Annotated in this window: 19 protein-coding genes; 8 read left to right on the forward strand and 11 right to left on the reverse strand. The window is 59.6% G+C overall.

Features of this window, described 5'->3' with window-relative positions:
- Positions 1-45 precede the first annotated feature (45 nt).
- Positions 46-1,986 carry a rhamnan synthesis F family protein gene (locus QQA13_RS13320; protein ID WP_234411246.1) on the reverse strand — a complete coding sequence of 647 codons (1,941 nt, stop codon included), beginning with the start codon at positions 1,984-1,986 and terminating at the stop codon, positions 46-48.
- A gap of 404 nt (positions 1,987-2,390) precedes the next feature.
- On the opposite strand from QQA13_RS13320, the gene QQA13_RS13325 reads away from it, so the two are divergent.
- The 3 genes from QQA13_RS13325 to QQA13_RS13335 all read left to right on the forward strand — a co-directional run bounded on the left by QQA13_RS13325 (position 2,391) and on the right by QQA13_RS13335 (position 6,139).
- Complete coding sequence (locus QQA13_RS13325; RefSeq protein ID WP_108470442.1) at positions 2,391-3,596, forward strand: glycosyltransferase family 2 protein; 1,206 nt, start codon at positions 2,391-2,393, stop codon at positions 3,594-3,596.
- The gene (locus QQA13_RS13330; RefSeq protein WP_108470441.1) at positions 3,593-3,976 is read left to right on the forward strand and encodes a GtrA family protein; all 384 of its coding nucleotides are present in this window, start codon (positions 3,593-3,595) and stop codon (positions 3,974-3,976) included. Before QQA13_RS13325 ends, QQA13_RS13330 begins: the two co-directional genes overlap by 4 nt.
- Before the next feature lie 69 nt (positions 3,977-4,045).
- On the forward strand, positions 4,046-6,139 hold the full coding sequence (locus QQA13_RS13335; RefSeq protein WP_159082148.1) for a hypothetical protein: 2,094 nt from the start codon (positions 4,046-4,048) through the stop codon (positions 6,137-6,139).
- A 110-nt stretch (positions 6,140-6,249) separates the two neighbouring features.
- Here QQA13_RS13335 and QQA13_RS13340 read toward each other — a convergent pair whose 3' ends face one another.
- The 9 genes from QQA13_RS13340 to QQA13_RS13380 all read right to left on the reverse strand — a co-directional run bounded on the left by QQA13_RS13340 (position 6,250) and on the right by QQA13_RS13380 (position 17,124).
- Positions 6,250-6,969 carry a class I SAM-dependent methyltransferase gene (locus tag QQA13_RS13340; protein ID WP_108470439.1) on the reverse strand — a complete coding sequence of 240 codons (720 nt, stop codon included), beginning with the start codon at positions 6,967-6,969 and terminating at the stop codon, positions 6,250-6,252.
- Positions 6,970-7,065: 96 nt separating this feature from the next.
- Positions 7,066-8,007: an NAD-dependent epimerase/dehydratase family protein gene (locus QQA13_RS13345; RefSeq protein ID WP_108470438.1), complete on the reverse strand. Its 942-nt coding sequence runs from the start codon at positions 8,005-8,007 to the stop codon at positions 7,066-7,068.
- Positions 8,008-8,012: 5 nt separating this feature from the next.
- On the reverse strand, positions 8,013-10,451 hold the full coding sequence (locus tag QQA13_RS13350) for a rhamnan synthesis F family protein (RefSeq protein ID WP_159082147.1): 2,439 nt from the start codon (positions 10,449-10,451) through the stop codon (positions 8,013-8,015).
- 285 nt (positions 10,452-10,736) lie between these two features.
- Complete coding sequence (locus QQA13_RS13355) at positions 10,737-11,363, reverse strand: hypothetical protein (RefSeq protein WP_159082146.1); 627 nt, start codon at positions 11,361-11,363, stop codon at positions 10,737-10,739.
- A gap of 186 nt (positions 11,364-11,549) precedes the next feature.
- Positions 11,550-13,643 (reverse strand): sulfotransferase family protein, encoded by a 2,094-nt coding sequence (locus QQA13_RS13360; RefSeq protein ID WP_159082145.1) that lies wholly within the window; start codon positions 13,641-13,643, stop codon positions 11,550-11,552.
- On the reverse strand, positions 13,640-14,995 hold the full coding sequence (locus tag QQA13_RS13365; protein ID WP_108470433.1) for an ABC transporter ATP-binding protein: 1,356 nt from the start codon (positions 14,993-14,995) through the stop codon (positions 13,640-13,642). Before QQA13_RS13365 ends, QQA13_RS13360 begins: the two co-directional genes overlap by 4 nt.
- Positions 14,985-15,830 carry an ABC transporter permease gene (locus QQA13_RS13370; protein ID WP_286042181.1) on the reverse strand — a complete coding sequence of 282 codons (846 nt, stop codon included), beginning with the start codon at positions 15,828-15,830 and terminating at the stop codon, positions 14,985-14,987. The genes QQA13_RS13365 and QQA13_RS13370 overlap by 11 nt, the downstream gene beginning before the upstream one ends.
- A gap of 18 nt (positions 15,831-15,848) precedes the next feature.
- A complete protein-coding gene (locus tag QQA13_RS13375) occupies positions 15,849-17,015 on the reverse strand; it encodes a trans-sulfuration enzyme family protein (RefSeq protein ID WP_108470431.1) in 1,167 nt (388 codons plus the stop codon).
- Complete coding sequence (locus QQA13_RS13380; protein ID WP_267895671.1) at positions 16,990-17,124, reverse strand: hypothetical protein; 135 nt, start codon at positions 17,122-17,124, stop codon at positions 16,990-16,992. Before QQA13_RS13380 ends, QQA13_RS13375 begins: the two co-directional genes overlap by 26 nt.
- Positions 17,125-17,288: 164 nt before the next feature.
- On the opposite strand from QQA13_RS13380, the gene rfbB reads away from it, so the two are divergent.
- From rfbB to QQA13_RS13405, 5 genes are read left to right on the forward strand one after another with little or no spacing between them, the layout of a single operon-like run.
- Positions 17,289-18,359, forward strand: a complete 1,071-nt coding sequence (rfbB, locus tag QQA13_RS13385) for a dTDP-glucose 4,6-dehydratase (protein WP_108470430.1) — start codon at positions 17,289-17,291, stop codon at positions 18,357-18,359.
- Complete coding sequence (gene rfbA / locus QQA13_RS13390) at positions 18,356-19,240, forward strand: glucose-1-phosphate thymidylyltransferase RfbA (RefSeq protein WP_108470429.1); 885 nt, start codon at positions 18,356-18,358, stop codon at positions 19,238-19,240. Before rfbB ends, rfbA begins: the two co-directional genes overlap by 4 nt.
- Positions 19,237-19,794, forward strand: coding sequence for a dTDP-4-dehydrorhamnose 3,5-epimerase (gene rfbC, locus QQA13_RS13395; RefSeq protein ID WP_108470428.1), 558 nt, complete (start codon positions 19,237-19,239; stop codon positions 19,792-19,794). Before rfbA ends, rfbC begins: the two co-directional genes overlap by 4 nt.
- A complete protein-coding gene (gene rfbD, locus QQA13_RS13400) occupies positions 19,791-20,726 on the forward strand; it encodes a dTDP-4-dehydrorhamnose reductase (RefSeq protein WP_108470427.1) in 936 nt (311 codons plus the stop codon). The genes rfbC and rfbD overlap by 4 nt, the downstream gene beginning before the upstream one ends.
- A 12-nt stretch (positions 20,727-20,738) precedes the next feature.
- Positions 20,739-22,151, forward strand: a complete 1,413-nt coding sequence (locus tag QQA13_RS13405; RefSeq protein ID WP_108470426.1) for a mannose-1-phosphate guanylyltransferase/mannose-6-phosphate isomerase — start codon at positions 20,739-20,741, stop codon at positions 22,149-22,151.
- 91 nt (positions 22,152-22,242) lie between these two features.
- Here the strand turns inward: QQA13_RS13405 and glmS are convergent, their stop codons facing one another.
- A complete protein-coding gene (gene glmS / locus QQA13_RS13410) occupies positions 22,243-24,072 on the reverse strand; it encodes a glutamine--fructose-6-phosphate transaminase (isomerizing) (RefSeq protein ID WP_108470425.1) in 1,830 nt (609 codons plus the stop codon).
- Between the last annotated feature and the right edge of the window lie 123 nt (positions 24,073-24,195).

The following is a 24,195-nucleotide window of genomic DNA, read 5'->3' on the forward strand; positions in this document are numbered from 1 at the left end:
CCCATGCCTGCAATAGCAGGAACTTGTTCCTCGCAGACAACCCACCTACGTTTCATCACTGTCACGCGTACTCGGCAGTACATTTTTCCAGCGACGGTAAAGCGGGCGAAGGATGTTGGCGACACGTGGAAAACGACGAACGAACGAGCGTCTTAGTGCTAGCACCAGTTCAATCAATGCATCTCTAATGGTCGGAGGCTGAACGGCCAAACGCATGTTGACCGCCATTCGCGATGGGCGATAACCCGCTTTTTTCCATTCGCTCAAGAACGCCACTTGGGCAGGGAAATCAGCGAAAGGCAACAGGCTGGCGAGCTTCTGGAGCTTGTATTCGAGCATCGCATAAGTCCACGCGGCCTGATGCGAACTGATGATCTGTTGCGTCGTGTAACCAGCGTCCTGCGCGGTATAACAAATGATTCGCTCTAGCGCGTGGCCCAGGCTGCCATCGTGGGGATAGGGCTCGCCATCGAAATCCGCCCATTTCCAGGGATGCAAGAACAGTTTGCGCAACGACTTTGGCCGAAACCAGAACATGCCACCGAATGCGCCGACGGGTGTATCCGGATCAAAAGGAACGTGGATATGGAGATCTCGTGCCAGGGTCTGCACACGCTCCCGATTTACAAACCAGACGTGCCCCATGGTTGGATAAGCGATGTGGACAAGTGGCGGCACGGCAACCCCGATGGTTGGCTTGTCCCTGAACATGTCCATTACGTTGGTGGTAAACCCCGGGCTGTTCAAGAGATTCTCGAACATATGCCGCTTGAACATGTTCGCCCTCCCTGCCCACACCTGCGGAGACTTCTTGGTGTGCAACCTGCAGACAAGGTCGTAGCGATCATCCAGAAATAAGTCGCGGCAGGTAATGAACAAGGCCGACATGTCCCGCCCGCGATTTTGCGCGACGACACGGACAATGACATTGGCGATGTTTCGACGTCCCGCGACCGCTCGTTCGATAACGGTTTTCTTTCCGTCATCATCGGTTGTCGCTATGAAATCGTATGCACCAGGAATCGTGTCCGCGAGCGCAAGAATTTCGTCCAACATGTCCGTGTAATACATGTGCACACACACCGCAATGCGACCGTAGGCTTCCGTGCCACCATCCGGCTTAAGCCGCACGTCGGGCAGGACGCTGGTCAGTGCAGCATTGGTGTTGATCGTGCGCAATTGCGCATGACGAATCACGCTGCGCCAGATCAAAGACTGATCGTATGCAGAAGCCTGACCGAGAATACGCAGTGCCCTGGGCAGGTCGGCCGCATGGCGCTCCATGAGCAACGGTTCCGCAGCAAAGACACGTCGACTAATGAATGGATTACGATCTCGGATCGTTTCATCGACGTCGAATATGGCGGGGTGTGCCGTACCATACTCATCTGGATTCAAGTATGTTTCACACGTGAATCCCCGCTGTATAAAATAAGAAGCAAATAAGGCACCATCACTAAGCCCCCCCTTCCCTACCAGCTCGCGATGCGTCCAGTATTTCCTGAATATCTCTGACTCCATCAGCGCGCGCCGAATGGCCAGAAAATTCATATCCAGGGAAAAGGGCTGTCCCGACACGCCTGAAAATGGATCCCGCGTTCTCTCGGGGCGCGCAGTAATTCCCCAGAAATCACAGGCTCGGCCGTCCATGGATACAAACAACTCGTCCAGAGGAAAAAGCGGGCCAAAACAAGTATCGTCGACGAGAAGAACCTCGTCATACCGCCTTTCCTGGTCGAACCCAATTAATTCAAGACCTTGACCGAACACTGCGAGACGATCGGCCGCTTCAGGCACCATGACGACCTCATCGACCAAGGCCAACAATTTCTTTTCGGACCCCGCAGCTAGATCACCGTGAACACACGCGACGATTTTTTCTACAAACTGCCGCAGTTCACGCAGAAGGAACGTTACATAGTCGTCGACGACGCCCCGATCGTCATGGAACGAAAATATACAGAGGCGGCGCGGGTGGGAGTTCAAAGGCAGCACCTTGATGCTTGGACAATATTTTTATTGGCACAGTAAATTCAGGTACAAGATAATTCCGATGCCGGCCGTGAGTCATCAAGCTTATTTTGCGTGACCCACATGCATGCGGATTTGTCGAGCAAACATGCACTGATCCTCAACACGCCGAGACGGCAATAGCAGTCAACATTGACTTGCATGCGAGTTTACAGCAACATGCCACGCTTTAACGTTCGTCTTGGGCCTCAGGGAAGGCCTGAACAACTGCCGTCATCCGCGCGAGAGCGGGATTCCGTGTCCAGACCCTTGAAAGGAGGGACAATGGATACCCCCTTCGCGGGAACGACGAGCAGAATCAGAGCATCCCGGGTTCGGGAGGCGCGAAGTAGCCCGGCGATCTGAGGAAATTGATTTCCATGAATGAGCGTTCACCGCTAGAACTGACCATCCTGATGCCGTGCCTCAACGAGGCCGAGACCCTGGCCATCTGTATCGACAAGGCACAGGCCTATCTGCAGCAGAGCGGGGTTCGTGGTGAAGTGCTGATCGCGGACAATGGCAGCACCGACGGCTCGATCGAAATTGCACAGAAGCACGGCGCGCGTGTCGTGCATGTTCCTATCCGCGGATACGGTGCTGCTTTGTCGCACGGCATCGCCAATGCGCGAGGGACGTACGTCATCATGGGCGACTCGGACGATAGTTACGACTTCAGCAAGCTGGATTCGTTCGTGGCCAGGCTGCGCGAAGGCAACGACCTGGTCATGGGTAACCGGTTCCGTGGTGGCATTGCCTCGGGCGCCATGCCTTTCCTGCACAGGTACCTCGGCAATCCGGTGCTCAGCTTCATCGGCCGGTTGTTCTTTTCGATCCCGGTCCGGGATTTCCACTGCGGCCTGCGTGGTTTCAACCGCGATCGCATCCTGGCCCTGCACCTCAACACTACTGGTATGGAGTTCGCCAGCGAAATGGTGGTGCGCTCGGCGCTGGCCAAGTACGCCATCGTCGAAGTACCGACCACGCTGTCGAAGGATGGCCGGTCGCGCCCGCCCCATCTGCGGACCTGGCACGACGGCTGGCGTCACCTGCGCTTCCTGCTGCTGTACAGCCCGCGCTGGCTGTTCCTCTACCCGGGCCTGATCACCTTCGCCATCGGCGCGGTACTCACTTTCGCGCTCATGCCAGGCCCGATCACGATCGCCCGCGGCATCACGCTCGACGTGCACAGCATCGTGGCGGGCTGCATCACCATGCTGATAGGTACGCAGTGCATTTCGTTCGCCCTCGTCGCCAGGCGCTATGCTGCGGCGCGCGGGTTGCTGCCTACCAACTATGCGCTGAAGCGCTACGTGTCGCCACTGACTCTCGAACGCTCGCTGATCGTGGCTGGCGTACTTCTCGTCGCGGGCCTGGCGGGTATTATCCGATGCCTCGTGGTGTGGGGCGATACCGGCTTCGGGCCACTGCGCTATGGTGAATTGATTCGCCTGCTCGTCGTTTCCGGCACCGGCATTGCCTTGGCCATGCAGATCGCCTTCACCAGCTTCCTCTCCGCCATGCTGGATATCGAAGTACGGCCACCGAGCGAACCGGCACAGATCGACGACAGCACCCGGCAATGAGCGGCAAGTTCGTCCGCTTCCTTATCGTGGGTGGCGGCTGCGCCCTGCTCTACTTCGTGCTGATGTGGTTCTGCCGGGCCAATCTGGGATTTGCCCCCTTCGTGGCTACGATATGCGCCTATGGCGTGTCCTTCTGTGTTGCTTATGTGCTGCAGCACAGATGGACCTTTCGCTCTGAGGCAACCCACAAGGTGACGCTGCCACGCTACACCCTGGCACAGGTGACGTGCGCCCTTCTTACCGCAGGCATCACCCAGGCCATCTCGCATATCTATCCGCAATCACCAAACTGGATCCTGGCCGGAGTCAGCACCGTACTGGCTTCCGGCTTGAGTTTCGTATTGTCGTCTCTGTGGGTGTTCGCCGTGCCGCAAAGATGAGCCTAGTGGCGCTTGCCCGGTCATTACGGATGACGTCACACGAATAGTGCCGACTTACCGGGAGCCATCGTGCTCGCTCCAGGCAATGGCCTGCTGAAAGAAGAACTAGCCAACATGAATCTCAACAAATCACCGGATCCGGGCATGACGCAGGACAATCGCCAGAGTCGCGCACGGGTCATAAAGCTGTTCTTGAGTATTGTGGCAAGCCTTCTCTACGTTTCTGTCCGCATGCATACCCCTATCGCTGTGCACGCCGAGGCGGTCCACGACGACCAGCTTTTCATATCGATGGGCGAACGTATCGCCGATGGACACTGGCTGGGCTCTTATGACCAACTTACCTTGATCAAAGGACCAGGTTACCCCCTCTTCTTAGCCATCAATGCTTGGCTCGGCATCCCGATCTCCCTATCAGAAGTCCTGTTTCATGGCTTCACCGTTGGCCTGTTCTTCTGGGTGTTTGCGCGTCTCACACGCATGCCGAATGTGGCGATGTTTGGTTACATCGCCACGCTTTGGATGCCCGCCTCCCCGTATCTCGAACGCATAGTTCGAGACAGCATCTATCCTGGGCAGATGTTGCTTGTACTTGCAGGGATGATGGCGACGCTTTATCTCGATATATCACGAAAGCGCCAATATACGTGGGCGCTGCTGACAGGCCTTGCTCTTGGTTGGTTCTCTCTGACCAGAGAAGAAGGCATCTGGATTGGTCCCGGGCTTGCCGTCATTGTGCTGGCTTCGATCCTGTATCGCCACGACAAGCAACGCATCAAAACCTTGGTATTGGCCCCTGTCGCTGTGATTATCGCCGGCTACGGTGTAACGCAGGTCGTCTTTTCCTGTATCAACAGGATCGCCTACGGATCCTTTGTTGGCGTCGAGGTCAGTTCGTCGCCCTTCAAGGAAGCCATGTCGGCACTGCAATCCGTGCAGGCGGGTGAACAGATCCCCTATGTGCCGGTATCGAAGCAGGCACGAGAGGCTATCTATCAAGTAAGCCCCTCGTTCCTCAAACTGAAGGGTTATCTCGATCCACCCACCGGGTCATCGTGGCAGTTCGGCTGCCAGATCTATCCCAAGACCTGCGGTGACATCGCTGGCGGCTGGTTCATGTGGGCCCTTCGCGGTGCCGTTGCCATAAATGGCTACTATGGGTCACCCAAACGCGCCGCGAATTTCTATCGACAATTGACGAATGAAGTGGAAGACGCGTGCAAGGCGGGCAAACTGCGGTGCAAGCCATTGCCGGTGAGCATGCTTCCACGGATCGCCGCTTCACAGTGGGAAAAATTCCCTGCGACCCTCCTGCTTGGACTTCGCATGGTTACGTTTGACATCCCGCTTCCTGTCGTCAACCCTCCGTCCTCGGGGCCAGCCGCCAACCTCATGGCAGACGTGAGGTTTCTTGGATCCCCGCTACGCACGGCTGGATCAAGCGACACCAGCACCTACAGCATTTCAGGCTGGTATTACGGACGAGACAAGAAGGGTTGGATCTCGGGCAAGATCTCCTCGGGTGGCCAGGTCAACATCTCGCTTCCTGCTCGCGACGACAGCCCTGATCTCGTCACCGGGCTTGGGGATCCGGCGGCACTGCATCAGCGATTCAACATTGCCGTCAATTGCCAGGAGCCATGCATCTATCGCTTTGCTGACGAAGAGGGAAGTTTTGTCGACATCCCTCTGGCGGAGGAAGCCGTGCACCCGTCGAGTCATCCCCTCAACGGGGCAACGCTCCACATTGATCAAATCGGCAAGAGTTCGATGCCTTCGGTCAATGACGATCGGCGATATCGCTTCAGGATCGGATGGCAAGGCATGACGGAGTGGGCCTATGGTCACGTCCTGCCCTGGCTTCTGCCACTCTCCCTCCTCGCCATGCTTCTCACTCTCGCGATCAGCCTCATAAGGCGCTCACTGACACCCACAGTAGCCCTTGCAACTGCACTGTGGAGCCTCTTGGCATCGCGACTTGTGCTGTTGACGCTGGTTGATATTTCAGCATTCCCCGGGATTCGACCGGACTACCTGTCGACAGCTTACGTACTCGCCTGCATCGTGCCAATTCTTTCATTCGTCGCACTTTACGAGCTCGTATTCGCCTCCAGGTCGCAGTCATCCTCGATAGTACCGCGACCGGAGGTCGCCCACGTTTAACTGGGCCTTGGCCAGGCGACCACTGGCCAACAGACGCACAACCCAATGGCAGCCCGGCTGCCCAAGCGACGTTCCTGGCCGAATAGATCAGGAACGTCGTACGAAGTCGATCACTTTCGAGCGATCGCCAAGACATTCTTGCCGAAGAAGGGCGAGGCAATCAGATCGAGAGCCTGGCTCACCGGCCACAACAATCTATCAAAGATCCAGAGCGAAAGATCGCTTGGCTCGCCCGATTTACTTCCGACAATCTTGAAGACCAGGGCGAGCATAAAGCCGATAGAGTCCCGATATCCGATACTCTCTATCTCGAAGCCTGCCTTCTTCAATTGCTCTGAAAGAGTGAGCTTCGTATACCGGCGATGATGTCCGACCTTATCGTCCAGGGTGGTCCAGATGGACTCGAAAGCAGGGACGAAGACGGCGATTCTTCCACCGCTGGAGAGCTTCGCATGCAATTGCTTTAGCACTCCGAGGTCGTCCTCTATGTGCTCGAGGACGTTCGATGTATAGATAAAGTCCACATCCCCAGACAACTCGTCGAGAGATTGAATCGGCGAAAAGCCACGTGTCCGCAAAACATCTGCCTGGACCGGATCAATTTCCAGTGTGCTGGGCGGAAGGCCCGCATACTGTCTGAACAAGCTGGCTATCGAGCCAATACCTGCGCCGAAGTCAAGGACAGACCTGTACCTGTGACGTTGGAAAACCGCGACAAACTGCTGGCTGATCCATTTGTTGTAGTTCGCGAGATTTGCTTCGCCCGAATTCAGCAGATGCGTGCCGCTGTATCGAAACGCATCTCGACCCTGTACGTTCAGATCATTCATTGCTTCTCCCCGGATTCCGGTAAATTTTTGAGCGTCTATTTTTGCGAAACGGGCGCCCTCTCGAAATCTTTCAGAACCATAAATCTTCCCTGCCAATTAGCGCGGTGAATTTGCTGCTTGCTGTCTCAACCACTCGACCGTTACGCCAACCCCCTCTTCGAGGTTGACGGCAGGCGACCATCCTAGTTCGCGCCTGGCGAGATCACTGGTAAGAATGCTGGCAGGGACATCGAAGGAACGACCCGGCAGATAGCGGCGTTCAACAGGATGGCCAAGCGTGCGTTCAAGCACGCCCAGCAACTCGTTCAAGCTCGTCCCCTGGCCGGAACTTACGTTGAAGACGCTGTGTGTGCCGTCATAGCCAACCGCCCGGGCGAATGCTTCGGCCACGTCGCCTATGTAGATGTAGTCCCGCGTTACGGTGCCGTCTCCCCAGATGTCGATGACCTCGTTGCGTAGTGCTTTGTGCAAGAAAACCCCAACCGCACCCTGCGCCGTTTCCACGCGCTGCCGCTCTCCAAAAGGATTCGCCACGCGAAGAATGACGGCCTTCAGCCCATGCATGCGCTGATACATCAGCAGGTATTTCTCTATGGCCAACTTGGTGATGCCATAGGAAACATGCGGGTTTGTGGAATGCTTTTCGTCGATGGGCAGGTATTCGGGACTGCCATAAACAGTACCGCCCGAAGATATGAAGACAATCTTCGGTATCTTCTTCTGCACCATGAGGTTGAGCATCTGCAACGTGGCAACCAGGTTGCTCTGCACGTCATAGATGGGGTCGTCATTCGAGCTCTTGGGGAGCGTCGTCGAGACCAGATGGACGACGACGTCGACCCCGTCAATCGCTTCACTGACATCATGCGTGCTAAGCAAATCCCCGGTCAACCACTCGACATGCTCCATTGCCGAGAAGGCACGATAAGGCGCCACCCTCGGCCGCTCAAAGACGCGGATCGAGTGGCCGTCCTTGAGCAGCCTGTCAACGATGGCAGAACCGATGAAACCCCCACCACCGAAGACCACTACCTTCATCGCCTTTACCTCGTGACGCCAGGAATACTGGACGTGGCCACCCTGAAAGCTCCGTGCGCAGCAACAATTCCGAACAGACGCTCGATGGCATGCAGCGTGGTTCCGTCATGGTGAATAGGCTCCTTGGGATAGTCCTCCCAGCCGAGCCTCAAATCGAACAGGGGACGCAGAGCATCCACCCTCGCCCAGAACATCGATCCCATTGGAAACAGGAAATGATCCGGAAGCGCTCCGATACCCATGCGTTCCGCCAACGGTTTCGCATAACTCTTGTTCTGATCCCAACCACCCGCACCTGGGTCGTCCGGGACAACCATGCCAATGGACGGCTCTTCCGCAAGACGGCCAAGAATGATGTCGGCCATCCTGATCGTCCCGCCGAGCAGGTTCTCCATCAGGAAGTGGCGCCACCTTTCGATGTAGACCGGATCCGGACAGTGGAGTGATTTCTTGGTATGCATGTGCCCAACGAAATCGTAGTCGCGGGCGATCTTCGCACCGAACGCCGTCAAGAAAGGACCAATGTCGCGCCCGCGATTGGGAACCTCCACAATCTCTACCAGCCGCCCCGAATAGCCGCGAAGCAGCGCTTCAGCTTCCTGCTTTACGTTTGCATTCGGGATACTGATGAACAGATCGGGGCGCACTTCATTGGGCCCAAGTTTTTCCAGGATGTCCTTGAGCAATTCTGGATAATAGACGTGCACATGCAGGGCCACTCGCGCGCTCTTGGGCAGGGAACGAGCCTTTGTAGCATTCGTTATCACTTCATTGCGCCACGGGCCCTGCGGCTGTCCGCGCCGCAGATAGTGCGCAAGTGGGTCACCGAATTCCGGCTCGCACTTGTTCAGTTCCCGATAGATGCCCGGATGGAATCCCGCAAACGGCTTCCTTTGTGAAATGTGACTTGCCCAGGCTCGCGCATAGCCTCTAACGGCGTCTTCAAACAGCATGCCGCGTTGATGGAAATCGAGCAGGAACTCCGGATCAGCTAGCTTCGAGTCCATAATGGTTTGGACATCTTCGCGCTCTTGTTCAATACGTTTTCTCGCCGACTCAGCCAGCTTCACGAGCTTGTCGACATAGCGCCCCATGTCGAGTTCGTCATGCACGATGGCCAACGACTTCGCTCCCACAGACGCCCTCAGCGGCGACGAGCGCATCAGCGCAAGGGTTTTGGTAGCCATATCTGCCGTGTCGAGGTAAGGCGCAACACACTCCTCACTTAGGCCGTGTCTCGCCAAAAGGTCCGCGACGCCCGTTGTCTCGGCAAAGCAGACAACAGGTTTACCGTGCGCCATCGCGTCCGTGGCGACATTCGGCAGCGGATCAAGCCGCGAGCTGATCATCATGATGTCTGCCGCGCGATAAGCAGACTCCAAGCTCGATGTCTCCTTCAAGAAAACAACGCAGTCCTCCAGCCCCGCCCGACGAACCTGGTCGGACAGAAACAGCGAATACGAATCCTGTTCGGGTTCATATCCACGGCCGATCCAGACAAAACGGAAGTTTTGTTCGGGAGACATCCGGAGAATACGAGCTGCGCAATCCAGGAACAGGTCCACACCCTTTCTGAAATGTACGTTACCCACACCAAGAACGACGATCGCATCGTCGCCATCATTCGGGCGCATGGCCTTGACGATGGCAGCCGCCTCCTTCGAGGTGTCGGAACCTTCGACTTTGGGACTCGGCAGCTCGCATCGCCCCTGTGGAATGACATGGAATGTTGATGCTGCGATGCTCGGATATTCTTCAACAGCATCTTTCAATACTACGGGGGCCGAGAAAACAGCGTCCGAGGACCAGAATGCCATCTCCCAGAACGCCCCTCGTGGACGGGTGTAAGCAGTGAACTCATGGACCAGGCTGATGGATGGAATAAAATTCCGTACGAGACCCCGCAGCGCCCAACGCGATTCGATGCTGTTGACGACCGCGAAACTGATCGCGAAGTCCCTTGCAAGCTGGTCGATGATGGACCCGACGACTACAAAATTACGACCATTTTTTGCCGGCTTAACCAGTAAATCGGCATATTTTTTAAATGCATCGGTCAATAAGCCGTTATCAACGAACGTTCCGCTATCAAGCAGCATCGCCACAACGTTGTAGCGTTTCTTCAGCTCCTTGATGATATTCAGGCTGAGAACGGGCACTCCGGAAAGAGTTGCCTCGTGCGTCACCACCAGCACAGTCTCCCGACTCCGGTCGAGTTTGGCGATATTTCCGATGTATTCGATCTTCTGCGGAGCCCCCAACCGCCCTTCCCGACGACCATGATCAATATAATGTTGAAAAGGATCTATACCGGATGCGGCAACGTCCGGGTTGGCTCGAAGGTAAAAATCACCGTCAAACGAATAATCCCCAGATTCCCCGAGCACACTGGAGACATTCCCGTCACCTTGAGCCAATGCCGCCTGGCTATTGGATACCATCATTGGTCGATAAATAGCCTTGAGGAGCCCAATAATTCTTGAGCGCCTTGCCGAAATCCTTCTCATACCCACCTCAAATTCAGAGAATCCACGAACCGACTGCAGTAGCACCGATGATTGGCTGTCGTTAATACCCGACTCGTTTTTACACGGCTGGGTATAGCGTCGTTAACCAGCCTATTCGTGCCACGGGAATCGAAGCCGAGCCAATCACCAGTACTACATGTCAGGGGCGGCAAATGTTATCGAGATTCGGCCGCCATCATTACCTACATACCCATACCTTGACTACTGGACTTCCAAGGTACGCTGGAGATTGCACACGGTTGACGCGTCCGACGACACCCCTACCAAGAGGGAATAGGTTCCCGCCTTCACGTTATCAAGTGAAGCCTCCATATGAAAACCGGCATTCGCCATGCCTTCGGCACCAAAGGCCTTCACCAGATCAGGGCGACTGTCACCCGTCGAGAATGGGACTGAATAAGACATATCGGCACCCTTCAGGATGAACAAGCCATTGCCCAGGGCGTTGAGCTTTCCATTTCCAGCCCAACCGCCAAAATAAGCATGCGCACCCGATTTAACGATATTTATGCTTGCCGCAGGCTGATCATTAATGCGGTCAATCGCGCATTGAGTATTGGGCGCTTGCGATGGAGCTGCTTCCACTACCGGAGCGAAGGCCACGACCGACGGAGCCGTGGCGGTGTCGCTTCGCGCGCCCCCAGCTGGAGCTGCTGGAGCTGCTGGAGCTGCTGGAGCCTCTGAAGTTGTCGACACCGCAGTGGATGCACTTGCAGGCTGTGAACCCGAGGACTCGGATCCTTGCGAGCAGCCAGACAGAACGATCGGTGCGATGATGAGCAACGCAGGCAGAAAGGCGCGTCGTGAAAGGGTATCCTTAAACTTCATGATTCGATCTCCAAGATGTTAATGAGAAAATGCGTCGGCGGATGTCGCAGGTCGCACGACGCCGGTCGGGTCCCGACCGACGGCAGAATTTCAGAATAATAAGACATTTGATGGCGTTCATGTAACTACGCGGTTATGGGTGCATGGCCAGCTACTTTTCGGTGGGTCGAAAACGGATGCCCACTATCAATGCCGCTGCAACACCCCACGCAGGCGTTGCAACAACGTCCTGCGGCGCTCTTTGTCCATTGCCTCGAGTATCCGGCGCAATTCGGCCAACTCGGCGGAATGACCATCATCGCGGTCATATAGACGCCCCACCCCCTGACTTAATGCGTCGAGCCGCTCCGAATGCAAGGCATCTGAGCCATGCAAAAGCTCTTCCAGCCGATTCAACAGCTGCAACTTTGATGCTCGCTCCTCCACGCGTAGCTGCTCGACTATGGTCATAGTATATGCGTTAGCTTGCTGCTCAAGCCCCAGCATGTCCGCATCCAGGCGACTGTCGAGCCTTTCCATCTGTTGCCTCAGCGAAGCAGAAAGGTCGGACACATATTGCTCAAGGACATCGGACCGTTGAGCAAACTGCTCCAGATGTGCAGTGTGACCATCGTTAGAGCGTTGCAGCAACTCCTCTACCTGCTCTGTCAAACGCGATTCGATTGCACGCATTTCAGCATGCAGCGTGTTCAGTTCACCCGCAACGGATGCGTCCAAATGTCGTTCCATATCCACGCTCAATTGCCTGCAGAACTGCTGTAAGCGCATCTCCAGGTTCTCGATGGACTGCAGCTGATTCCCCCCGTGTTCCACGAGAGCTGATGCGCAGGCGGCCATGGCCCCTCCCTGAACCCGCTGCCAAATTTCGTCGAAGCTGACTTTTGGCAATTCATGCCGCAGGACGTGAACTTCCACCGTCACTCCGCATCTCCAATCGACAGCCAGATCGGCGACATTCATATCGGCATGGGGATCATCATCCATTGCGAGGAAGGCTACGTGTCCCGCTCCTTGGCCTGCCAAACGCAGTTGGCTCACGCATTCCACGCGCCCAGCGAAATCCTCGACGGGCGACCGATCAATGCGTAACCCGAGGAGATCAAACCGGCCAGGATGCACCGATGGGTCAATCCTCAGCTTGGACACACGTGGCAATCCCGGCAGATGGAAGACCAACCGTGCGTCGCCGGGAGACCCGCCGCTGGTCAAGGTAACTTTGCGCGACTCATCGAATGCGTCTGGAGCCTCCCCGCACCAGTAAAGCGAGGCGCAATCATCGCGTGATCGCGTTTCTGCCGCATCGATCGGCATATCGACCCAAATGCCCATCTCGCGCAGCGTTGCAAGCATGGCATCGCTCCGTTGATTCGCATCGCTTTTCAGCGCAGCGACACGCTCTATGACCTCGGCACGGCTGCGCTGGATGTCCGCGTCGTATCCTCGGGCAAAGACCTCGGCGATCGGATGGTAGCGATCCATCACAGACGCCAAACCATCCCACGAACCGGTCCCTTGCGCGATGGCGCGCATGGAGTCATACACCTCCTGGATCAGCGCAGGCAGCTCATTTCCCTGCGACGCATCAATCGCATGATGCCGTTGACCACGATTGAGGAAGGTCTCGACCTCTGCTACCGCGTGCGCAGGTTCCACTGGCCAGTGAATGGCCAACTCAACTCCGGCACGTTCCACAGCGAGTTGCCAGTCTGACAGCAGGTCGTCGTAGGAAATGATGCAGCGGCGCCACCCGCGGGAATCGCGCTCGACATCTGTAATATGTTCCAGCCAAAGAAGGCGCCCCAGCTCCAGCGGAAATCCGTCCCGATCACGCAAAGAGCGAGCAACTTCATCGGGATGGCGCAAAACCCTCACGACGCAAGGTTCGATCTCCAGTTCTGCCAATAGCTCGCGCCACAGTGGCAACAATCGGCACAAACGCGGATCCTTCACTGCCCAGAGCGACGCTCCGGCCAAATCGGCTTCGATCAATGCCGCCAATCTGGCCTTAGCCATCTGAGCCGCATCACTGCACAACCAGCCATCGGGCAACGGACGCAAGTCGTGCCAGCTGCGATCAAGCTCGCGTAACAGGGCATCATGCACTTCCACTACACCCGCGTGCTCCCAGAATCCAGTCTCGTTGTTATTGGCAGCTGCGGGCAGTAAATTACTACCTAATTCAACGCCCAGCAGATTCAGCACACGAGTAACAGCAGAGGTCCCGCTGCGATGCATGCCGAGAACCAGGATCGCGCGCGACTGGGGCTCGGATTCAGTCATGCTGCCTCTCTAGCGAGTTCGCTGACATCGACATCCACAAGAAAATCGGCGGCACCTGTACTTAATCGATAGGGATCGGGCATGACTTTGAACATCGCAGCGTCCACAATGCGGTCGATGAAGGTTTCACCGTCTTCCTCAAGCGCAGTGACACCGGCGTTCATGAAATAAGTACCCGGAGCAAGTTGGGCCTGGAAGCGAAAGCGAACAACAAATGACTGTCCAGGTGACACAATCAGTTCACTCTTGCCTTGTGGCGCTGAAGCCGCCCCACCTAATTCGAACCCAGTGAGCGTCTTGATCATCATCCCGAAACGCACGGCGGCAGCTACGCATTGCATGGTCACCCGGTAGGTGTAGATATACTCCTGTCCACGACGTAGGACATTAACCCGGCGCCCTTGTGGCGTCTCGATGTGCGGATCCTCGATCGCTGCACCGCGGGAGACATAGCGCACGGTGCTTTGCGGCAGCAGGCCTTCCTCGAAACATGCTCCATCCTCGGGCTCTACGGCCTCCGCGGATCCGATAACGCATTCGGTAGACACGACACCGTGTGCGACAGCCGCACCGCTCCGTATCGACTCACGTACCGCTTCTCGCTTATCGGCGGGAGCGTAGATGAGCTTGTGATAATGGGATATCACATGTTTTGGCGTACCCTTCGCGATCAGTTCACCGCGATCAAGTAGCAGGGCGCGATCGCACAATTCGATCACTGCACCCGCAGAGTGCGATACGAAAAGCACGGTTGCCCCAGCACTACGAATCGCATCTATCCGTGCGAAGCATTTGCGCTGGAACGCCTCGTCGCCGACCGACAGTGCCTCATCAATTACGAGGATATCAGGCGTCGCATTAATGGCCACGGAAAATGCAAGACGAATATACATACCGCTGGAATAGCTCTTGACAGGCTGTTCGATAAACTCGCCGATGTCGGCAAAGGTCGCAATATCGTCAAAGCGCTCATCCAGTTCTTGGCGCGTCAGACCAAGCAGCGACCCGTTGAGATAAACGTTTTCGCGTCCGGTGAAATCTGGGTTAAATCCAGCGCCTAGCTCAAGAAGCGCAGCGATGCGCCCATGCGCCTGCACATTACCCGCCGACGGCGTCAAGGTACCGCAGATTAATTGGAGCAAGGTGGATTTTCCAGAACCGTTGCGGCCGACGATGCCCACGGTTTCCCCACGCCATATTTCGAAGCTTACGTCACTCAGAGCGGGGAACGTGCGATACCAACGGTCTTTTGGGCCCGGCGCAATCATTTGCATCAGACGATGATGTGGTTTGTCGTAAATCGGAAACGACTTTCCGAGCGCATCGACCCGTATCGAGACTTCAGAGGACATCGGCGAACCCTCGACGAGTTAACATGAACCAAGCATACCCGAAGTACATGAAGACAAAGGCCCCCAATGCATATAGCGCCAAACCCACGAAGTTCGGTGCATGTCCTGCCAATGCGACTTCGCGTGCTTGGTCGATGATGAAAGTAAGCGGATTGATTTCAAAGAAAACCCTATAGCCGGGCGGTAACGAATTGACCGGAATCATCACTGACGATACAAACAGCATAGCGGTGGAGAGCACACCCGTGATCTGATTTATATCGCGCAGGTAAACGCCGAACGAAGCAAAGAACCAACATACGCCTAAGGTTAAGGGCAGCAGCGGCAGGAAAACTATCGGCAGCCACAGCATGCTCAGATACAAACCATGCTCCAAAGCCAGGAGCAACACTGTAAATACCATCAAGTTCACGCCCACATGGAAAAGCGCCGACAGCATGATGGACCACGGCAAAATTTCTAGTGGAAAAACCACACGCTTGACCAGGTTGCTGTTGTTGGTGATAAGCGTTGGAGAGCGCGTTAGGCACTCCGAAAAAAAACCATGCACAATCAAACCCATATATAAAATGATCGCATAGGGGTGGTCGCCCCCCACTTCATGCGGCCATTTGGACTTGAACACGAAACCAAATGCAAAAGTATAGATAAGCAGCGTCAGAAATGGGCTTAGCAGCGACCAGAACAAGCCGAAGCTTGCACCACGATAGCGCCCCAGAATGTCGCGCTTGGTCAACTCGAATGTCAGCGTCCACCGCGAAGTCAGCGCCCTATACGGTGCAAGCAGGCCGCGCAGAAAGGCCACGCTGCCTACTGCGTTAATCGTATTTTCCAAGCTCATACTCAGTCCCTATCACGCCAGCGCCGATGCCAACTCCGCGCGCAGATCCTCAATATTCTCCACGCCCACAGACAACCGGATCAGCCCATCACTGATACCAAGCCGCTTGCGGTTCGCCGCGGGCACCGAGGCATGGGTCATGATCGCGGGGTGCTCGATCAGGCTCTCGACGCCACCGAGCGACTCGGCCAGCGCGAACAGCTCGCAGCGCTCCAGCATGCGCCGTGCCTTCTTCAGGCCGCCCTTTACCTCGATCGTGACGATCCCGCCAAAGCCATGCATCTGGCGCTTGGCCAGCGCGTGCTGCGGATGGCTTTTCAGGCCGGGGTAGATCACCCGCTCGATCGCCGGGTGCTTCTGCAGCCAGATGGCCAGTTCCAGTGCGCTGGCGCAGTGCTGGCGCATGCGCAGGTGCAGCGTCTTCAGGCCGCGCATGGCGAGGAAGGCATCGAACGGGCCGGCCACTGCGCCGACCGAGTTCTGCAGGAAGGCCATCTGGGTGGCCAGTTCCTTGCTGCCGGCCACGACAATGCCGCCAACCATGTCGGAGTGGCCGTTGATGTACTTGGTGGCCGAATGCAGCACCAGGTCGGCGCCGTATTCCAGCGGCCGCTGCACCATCGGCGAGCAGAAGGTGTTGTCCACCACCAGGATCAGGCCGTGCTTCTTCGCGAACGCGGCGACCTTGGCCAGGTCGACCAGCTTGAGCATTGGATTGGTCGGGGTTTCGGCCCAGATCATCCGCGTATTCGGTTTCAATGCCGCTCTCAGCGCCGCCATGTCGTTCAGGTCGATGAAACTGAAGTCCAGCCCGGCCGAGCGCCGACGCACCCGCTCAAACAGGCGGTAGGTGCCTCCGTAAAGGTCGTCCATCGCGATCACGTGGCTGCCCGAGTCAAGCAGGTCCAGCACGGTCGCCGCCGCGGCCAGGCCGGAGGCGAACGCGAAGCCGGCCACGCCGCCTTCCAGGTCCGCCACGCAGCGTTCGTAAGCCATCCTCGTAGGATTCTGCGTGCGCGAGTACTCGTAGCCCTTGTGCTTGCCCGGGCTCTCCTGCACGTAGGTCGAGGTGGCGTAGATCGGCGTCATGATGGCGCCGGTGCTGGGGTCGGGATGCTGGCCGGCGTGGATCGCGCGGGTGCCCATTCCCTGTTCACTGCGTTGCTTGCCGCTTTTCATCGCTCTGTTTCTCCCGACCCGCCGGACGGATCGCCTGGATGATGATCAAGCCGATGATTCTAGCCGCTAAGGGGTAACTGTCGGACAGGCGGATGAAGATGACGTTCATCTCAAAGTGAGCAAACTGTCGGCTTTTCAGCACCTTCCCTGCACCAGAGCCCCCGCGGATATGACCAGTGCTTGGTCATCGCGCCCGGAACCGGCATCATTTGCTGCCTGCTGTGCGTTCGAACCGCCGTGCAGCCCCACTCAGTTGAACCCAGGACATAATTGATGAACGAATCATCTACAAGGAGCAAAACGGTGCTGGTCACCGGCGGCGCCGGCTTCATCGGCGCCAATTTCGTGCTGCAGGCAGTGGCCGACGGCTTGCGGGTGATCAATCTGGACAAGCTCACCTACGCCGGCAACCTCGACACGCTGGCCTCGCTGCAAGGTGATGCGCGTCACGTTTTCGTGCACGGCGACATCGGCGACCGCGCCCTGGTGGCAAAACTGCTGGCCGAACACCAGCCCGACGCCATCGTGAACTTCGCCGCCGAGTCACACGTGGACCGCTCGATCGACGGCCCGGCCGAGTTCGTGCAGACGAACGTGGTCGGCACGCTGGGCTTGCTGGAATGCTCCCGCGACTACTGGCGCAGCCTCGATGGCGCCACCCGTGAGGGCTTCCGCTTCCTGCACGTATCAACCGACGAGGTATACGGCTCGCTCGGCGCCGAGGGCAAGTTCACCGAGACCACGCCGTACGCGCCAAACTCACCGTACTCCGCGTCGAAAGCCGCCTCCGACCACCTGGTGCGCGCGTTCCACCACACCTACGGCCTGCCGGTGCTGACCACCAACTGCTCGAACAACTACGGGCCGTACCAGTTTCCGGAAAAGTTGATCCCGCTGGTGATCGCCAAGGCGCTGGCCGGCGAGTCGCTGCCCGTTTATGGCGACGGCAGAAACATCCGCGACTGGCTGTTCGTGGGCGACCACTGCAGCGCGATCCGTCGCGTGCTGGATTCCGGCCGGGTGGGCGAAACCTACAACGTGGGCGGCAACGCCGAGCGCGAGAACATCAGGGTCGTGAAGACCATCTGCGCCCTGCTCGATGAGCGCAGGCCGCTGGCCGACGGCCACGCGCGCGAATCGTTGATCACCTACGTCAAGGATCGCCCCGGCCACGACCGCCGCTATGCAATCGACTCCAGCAAACTGCAGCGCGAGCTGGGCTGGAAACCCTCGCAGACCTTCGAAAGCGGCATCGCCGCCACGGTGGACTGGTACCTCGACCACCAGCCGTGGGTGCAGCGTGTGCTGGACGGCAGCTACCGCATGGAGAGGCTGGGCGCATGAGTACGAAGGGCATCATCCTCGCCGGCGGTTCCGGCACCCGGCTGCACCCGATCACCCGAGCGATCAGCAAGCAGCTGCTACCGGTGTACGACAAGCCGATGATCTACTACCCGCTGGCCACGCTGATGCTGGCGGGTATCCGCGAAGTGCTGATCATCAATACACCGCACGAGCAGGACATGTTCCAGCGCCTGCTCGGCGATGGCTCGCAGTGGGGCATCGACATCCGGTATGCGGTACAGCCGTCGCCCGACGGCCTGGCGCAGGCATTCACTATCGGCCGCGACTTCGTCGACGGCAAGCCGAGTTGCCTGGTACTGGGCGACAACATCTTCTACGGCCACGGCTTTACCGAGCGGCTCAAGCGCGCCGCCGCGCGCGAACATGGCGCCACCGTATTCGGTTACTGGGTGAAGGATCCGGAGCGCTACGGCGTGGCAGAGTTCGATACCGCCGGCAAGGTCATCGGGCTGGAGGAAAAGCCCGCGCAACCGAAATCGCACTACGCGGTCACGGGTCTCTACTTCTACGACAGCCGCGTGTGCGACTACGCCGCATCGCTGAAGCCCTCGCCGCGCGGCGAACTGGAAATCACCGACCTCAACCGTTGCTACCTCGACGGCGGCTCGCTGCACCTGGAGCAGCTAGGCCGCGGCTTCGCCTGGCTCGACACCGGCACGCACGAGTCGTTGATGGAAGCGGGCAACTACATCCAGACGATCGAGAACCGGCAGGGCCTGAAGGTGTGCTGCCCGGAAGAGATTGCTTATCTCAATGGTTGGATAAACGCCGAGCAGTTGCTGGCACTGGCCGCACCGCTGGCCAAGACCGGTTATGGGCAGTACCTGCAACAACTGACTCAACAAGGCCTGGCGCGATGAAGATCATCGAAACGACGTTGCCCGGTGCCTTGATTCTCGAACCCCAGGTGTTCGGCGATGCCCGCGGCTTCTTTTATGAAAGCTACAACGAGGCGAAGTACCGCGAGGCCGGCGTCGACCATCGCTTCGTGCAGTCCAACGTCTCGCGCTCGGCTCGCGGCGTGCTGCGCGGCCTTCATTACCAGTGGCCGAACCCGCAGGGCAAGCTGGTCAGCGTGCTGGAGGGCGAGGTGTACGACGTGGCGGTGGACATCCGCCGCGGCTCGCCCACCTTCGGGCAGTCGGCCGGCGTGATGCTGACCGCCGACAATCATCGCCACTTCTGGATCCCGGAAGGCTTCGCGCACGGCTTCTGCGTGGTGTCCGAGTTTGCCACCTTCACCTATCAGTGCACCGCGCTGTACGACGCCAAGGCCGATGCCGGCATCCGCTGGAACGATGCCGCGCTCGGCATCGACTGGCCGATCAGCGCACCGTTGCTGTCGGACAAGGACGGCAAGACGCCGCTGCTCGCGGACGTGCCGCCCGAGCGGCTGCCGGTCTACCGGCCGTGAGGATCCTGCTGCTCGGCGCCAACGGCCAGCTCGGCCGCAGCTTCATCGAGGATGGCGGCCTGGCCGCCCGCGGCGAACTGGTGGTCGCCAGCCGTGACGGCGTGCTGGCTGCCGGTGGCCGCGGCGAGATCGCCGACCTGTCCGTCCCCGAATCGCTGCCCGCCCTGCTCGACCGCCTGCGGCCGCACGTAATCATCAATGCCGCCGCATACACCGCGGTCGATCGTGCCGAGCAGGAAGAGGCGCTGGCCACCCGTGTCAACGGCGAGGCGGTCGGCGTGCTGGGCCAATGGGCCGCGGCGCAGGGCGCGCTGGTGATCCACTACTCGACCGACTACGTGTTCGACGGCAGGCAGGCGCAGCCGTATGTCGTCGACGCGCCCACCGGCCCACTCGGCGCCTACGGCCGCAGCAAGCTCGTCGGCGAGCAGGCGCTGCGCGGCAGCGGCGCCGATCACCTCACCTTCCGCACGGCGTGGGTCTACGCCGCGCACGGCAACAACTTCCTGCGCACCATGCTGCGTCTGGGCGTGGAACGCGACGAGCTTCGCGTGGTGGCCGACCAGCACGGCGCACCCACCGACACGATGCTGATCGTGCGCGGCACGCTCGCCGCGCTCGACCGCTGGGTGCAGTCGGATGGCGGGCAGCGTCGCGCACTGGTCGGAACCCACCACCTGGTCGCCAGCGGTGCGACGAGCTGGCACGGCTTCGCCAGTGCGATCTTCGACGAAGCCGTGGCACTGGACCTGCTGGCACGCTCGCCCCGCGTGGTCGCGATCACCAGCGCGGAGTTTCCCACGCCGGCCGTGCGCCCGGCCTGGTCGTTGCTGGACAATGCCGGCTTCCGGCAGCGCTTCGGCTTCGCCCCGGCCGACTGGCAACACGGCCTGCATGATGTCATGCGCAGGCTGGTCACAAGCAATTACTGAAAAGGACCAGTCATGTTGATCCCCCTCATCCTCAGTGGCGGCAGCGGTACCCGGCTGTGGCCGGTCTCGCGCAAGAACCTGCCCAAGCAATTCCTGGCACTGGCCGGCAAGGGCACGCTGTTCCAGCAGACCATCGCGCGCACCCGGCAACTGCCGCAGGTCGCCGCGCCGATCGTGGTCGCGAGTGAAGATCATCGTTTCCTTGCCGCCGACCAGTTGCTGGAAGCGGGCATCGAAGACGCCACCATCGTGCTGGAACCGCTGGCGCGCAATACCGCGCCGGCGATCGCGCTGGGCGCGCTGCAGGCGTTGCAGCGCGACGCCGACGCCACGCTGCTGGTGCTGCCGGCCGACCACCTGATCGGTGACACCGCCGCCTTCGTCGAGGGCGTAAGGCAGGCCATGCCGCTGGCCGCGCAGGGTTGGCTGGTGACCTTCGGCATCCGTCCGGATCGCCCGGAAACCGGCTTCGGCTACATCCGCCGTGCCGAAGCGATCGACGGTCACGGTTTTCGCGTGGAGCAGTTCGTCGAGAAGCCCGACCTGACCACCGCCGAGTCGTACCTCACCGATGGCGGCTACGACTGGAACTCCGGCATGTTCCTGTTCAAGGCTTCGCGCTACCTGGAAGAACTGGCCGCACACGCACCGGCGATGCTGGCTGCGGTGCGCGAGGCGCACGCGAAAGCCACCGCCGACCTCGACTTCGTGCGCATCGACCGCGACGCGTTCGCGCTGGTGCCGGACAAGTCGATCGACTACGCGGTGATGGAGAAGACCCGGCGTGCCGCGGTGATCCCGGTCAGCTGCGCGTGGAGCGACATCGGCTCGTGGTCGGCGCTGTGGCTGACCGGTGACAAGGACGCCGACGGCAACCTGCGCGAAGGCGACACCATGGCGGTGGACACGCGCAACTCGCTGCTGCGCTCGCACGATCGCCACCTGCTCGCCACCGTCGGCGTCGACGACCTGATCGTGGTGACCACGCCGGACGCCACCCTGGTGGTGCACCGCGACGCTGCGCAGGACGTGAAAAAGATCGTCGAGCAACTGAAGGCCGCTGGCCGCAGCGAGCACTCGCTGCACCGCGTGGTGTACCGGCCGTGGGGCAGCTATGACTCGCTGGAGGAAGGCCAGCGGTTCCAGGTCAAGCGCATCGTGGTCAAACCTGGCGCCAGCCTGAGCCTGCAGAAACACCACCACCGCGCCGAGCACTGGATCGTGGTCTCCGGCACCGCCGAGGTCACCTGCGACGACAAGGTGTTCCTGCTCGGCGAGAACCAGAGCACCTACATCCCGCTGGGCAGCAAGCACCGCCTGCGCAACCCCGGCAAGGTCGCGCTGGAACTGATCGAAGTGCAATCCGGCAGCTACCTCGGCGAAGACGACATCGTGCGCTACGACGACGTCTACGGCCGCGCCTGACCCGCTGCGCCTGAAATCGCAGGAGCCCCCCCTGTGTGCGGCTTCTCGTCACGGGACGAAGAGCATCGCGCACAGCGGGTGCTCCCGCACGTCATTCCACGGTGACCGACTTGGCCAGGTTGCGCGGCTGGTCGACATCGGTGCCACGCAGCACGGCGACGTGGTAGGCGAGCAGTTGCAACGGCACGGTGAACACGGCCGGGGCGATGAAGCTGCCGCCGGAGGCCATGCGCAGCATCCTGCCGTGGCTGGCCATGTCGTCCATGCCGGCGCCGCCATCGGCGAACACGATCAGCCGGCCGCCACGGGCGCGCACTTCCTGCAGGTTGGACTTCAGCTTGTCCAGCAGTGGGCCGTTCGGCGCCACTGCAATCACCGGCATGTTCTCGTCGACCAGTGCCAGCGGGCCGTGCTTGAGTTCGCCGGCCGGATAGGCCTCGGCGTGGATGTAGGAGATTTCCTTGAGCTTCAGTGCGCCTTCCAGCGCCACCGGATACTGCACGCCGCGGCCGAGGAACAACGCGTGCTGGCGATGGATGAAGTCGCCGGCCAGCTCGATGATCGCCGGCTCCATCTGCAGCGCCTCCTCGATCGCGCGCGGCAGGTGCTGCAGCTCGGCGCACAGCGCCGCGTAACGATCGTCGTCGAGGCCGTGGCGGCGGGCCAGTTCCAGCGTCAGCAGGGCGAGCCCGGCGAGCTGGGTGGTGAAGGCCTTGGTCGAGGCCACGCCGATCTCGGGGCCGGCGCGGGTCATCAGCTTCAGGTCGGCTTCGCGCACCAGCGACGATTCCGGCGAATTGCAGATGACCAGCGTGCCGAGGTAGCCGCGGCGGCGCGATTCGCGCATCGCGGCCAGCGTGTCGGCGGTTTCGCCGGACTGCGAGATGGCCACGAACAATGTGTCGGCCGGCACCACCGTCTCGCGGTAGCGGTATTCGCTGGCCACTTCCACGCTGACCGGCAACCGCGCGAATTCCTCGATCCAGTATTTGGCGACCAGGCCGGCGTGATAGCTGGTGCCGCAGGCGACGATGTGCAGCCCGCGGGTGGCCTGCAACAACGCCCCGCTGTCGATGCCGAAGATGTTCGGCAGCACGCCATGCGGGCCGATGCGCGCTTCCAGCGTGTCGGCAACCGCGCGCGGTTGCTCGAAGATCTCCTTCTGCATGTAGTGGCGGTACTCGCCACGCTCGACCGCGTCGGTGGACAGCTCGCTCTCGTACACGGTGCGCTCGACCGGTGCGCCATCGAGGCTGAACACCTGCACGCTGTCGCGGGTGATCTCGACCACGTCGTCCTCGTCCAGATGCAGCATCCGGTTGGTCACCTGGATCAGCGCCTGCGCGTCGGAGCCGAGGAAGTTTTCGCCGATGCCGAGGCCGACCAGCAACGGCGCGCCACGACGGGCACCGACCACGCGGTCGGGTTCGTCGCGGCTGACCACGGCGATCGCGTAAGCGCCTTCCAGTTCGCGCACGGTGGTCAGCACCGCCTCGCGCAGCCGCATGCCCTGGCTGATATGCCGGTCGATCAGCACGGCCATCACTTCGGTATCGGTTTCCGAGGTGAACACGTGGCCGCTCGCCTGCAGTTCGGCGCGCAGGCTGGCATGGTTCTCGATGATGCCGTTGTGCACGATCGCCACCCGGCCGGCGATGTGCGGATGCGCGTTCGCCTCGCTCGGCACGCCGTGGGTGGCCCAGCGGGTATGCGCGATGCCGGTGCCACCGGGCAGCGGGTCGGCCAGGTACAGCGCCTCCATCTCGCGCACCTTGCCCTTGGCACGCACGCGCTGGATCACGCCGTGGTCGAGGATGGCTACGCCGGAGGAGTCATAACCCCGATATTCGAGCGCCTTCAGGCCCGCAATCAGCAGCGGCGCGACATCACGCTGGGCAACGGCAGCAACGATTCCGCACATCGGGGCAGCTTCCTTTGATGGGTGGCGGAGCCTCCGGGCTCTGCCATGGGCGGGTGATTCTGGCAGGACTTCATTAACGCAACCTTTCGCGTGACGGCTGTCACCTCAGCACGCATGGCAGCG

The sequence above is a fragment of the Rhodanobacter thiooxydans genome, assembly GCF_030291135.1.
In the GTDB taxonomy this organism is placed as follows: domain Bacteria; phylum Pseudomonadota; class Gammaproteobacteria; order Xanthomonadales; family Rhodanobacteraceae; genus Rhodanobacter; species Rhodanobacter thiooxydans_A.

Coding starts and splice junctions, on each gene's coding strand:
- QQA13_RS13325 (WP_108470442.1), top strand. CDS start 2,391: ATGAATGAGCGTTCACCGCTAGAACTGACCATCCTGATGCCGTGCCTC.
- QQA13_RS13330 (WP_108470441.1), top strand. CDS start 3,593: ATGAGCGGCAAGTTCGTCCGCTTCCTTATCGTGGGTGGCGGCTGCGCC.
- QQA13_RS13340 (WP_108470439.1), bottom strand. CDS start 6,969: ATGAATGATCTGAACGTACAGGGTCGAGATGCGTTTCGATACAGCGGC.
- QQA13_RS13345 (WP_108470438.1), bottom strand. CDS start 8,007: ATGAAGGTAGTGGTCTTCGGTGGTGGGGGTTTCATCGGTTCTGCCATC.
- QQA13_RS13350 (WP_159082147.1), bottom strand. CDS start 10,451: ATGATGGTATCCAATAGCCAGGCGGCATTGGCTCAAGGTGACGGGAAT.
- QQA13_RS13355 (WP_159082146.1), bottom strand. CDS start 11,363: ATGAAGTTTAAGGATACCCTTTCACGACGCGCCTTTCTGCCTGCGTTG.
- QQA13_RS13360 (WP_159082145.1), bottom strand. CDS start 13,643: ATGACTGAATCCGAGCCCCAGTCGCGCGCGATCCTGGTTCTCGGCATG.
- QQA13_RS13365 (WP_108470433.1), bottom strand. CDS start 14,995: ATGTCCTCTGAAGTCTCGATACGGGTCGATGCGCTCGGAAAGTCGTTT.
- QQA13_RS13375 (WP_108470431.1), bottom strand. CDS start 17,015: ATGAAAAGCGGCAAGCAACGCAGTGAACAGGGAATGGGCACCCGCGCG.
- QQA13_RS13380 (WP_267895671.1), bottom strand. CDS start 17,124: ATGAACGTCATCTTCATCCGCCTGTCCGACAGTTACCCCTTAGCGGCT.
- rfbB (WP_108470430.1), top strand. CDS start 17,289: ATGAACGAATCATCTACAAGGAGCAAAACGGTGCTGGTCACCGGCGGC.
- rfbA (WP_108470429.1), top strand. CDS start 18,356: ATGAGTACGAAGGGCATCATCCTCGCCGGCGGTTCCGGCACCCGGCTG.
- rfbC (WP_108470428.1), top strand. CDS start 19,237: ATGAAGATCATCGAAACGACGTTGCCCGGTGCCTTGATTCTCGAACCC.
- QQA13_RS13405 (WP_108470426.1), top strand. CDS start 20,739: ATGTTGATCCCCCTCATCCTCAGTGGCGGCAGCGGTACCCGGCTGTGG.
- glmS (WP_108470425.1), bottom strand. CDS start 24,072: ATGTGCGGAATCGTTGCTGCCGTTGCCCAGCGTGATGTCGCGCCGCTG.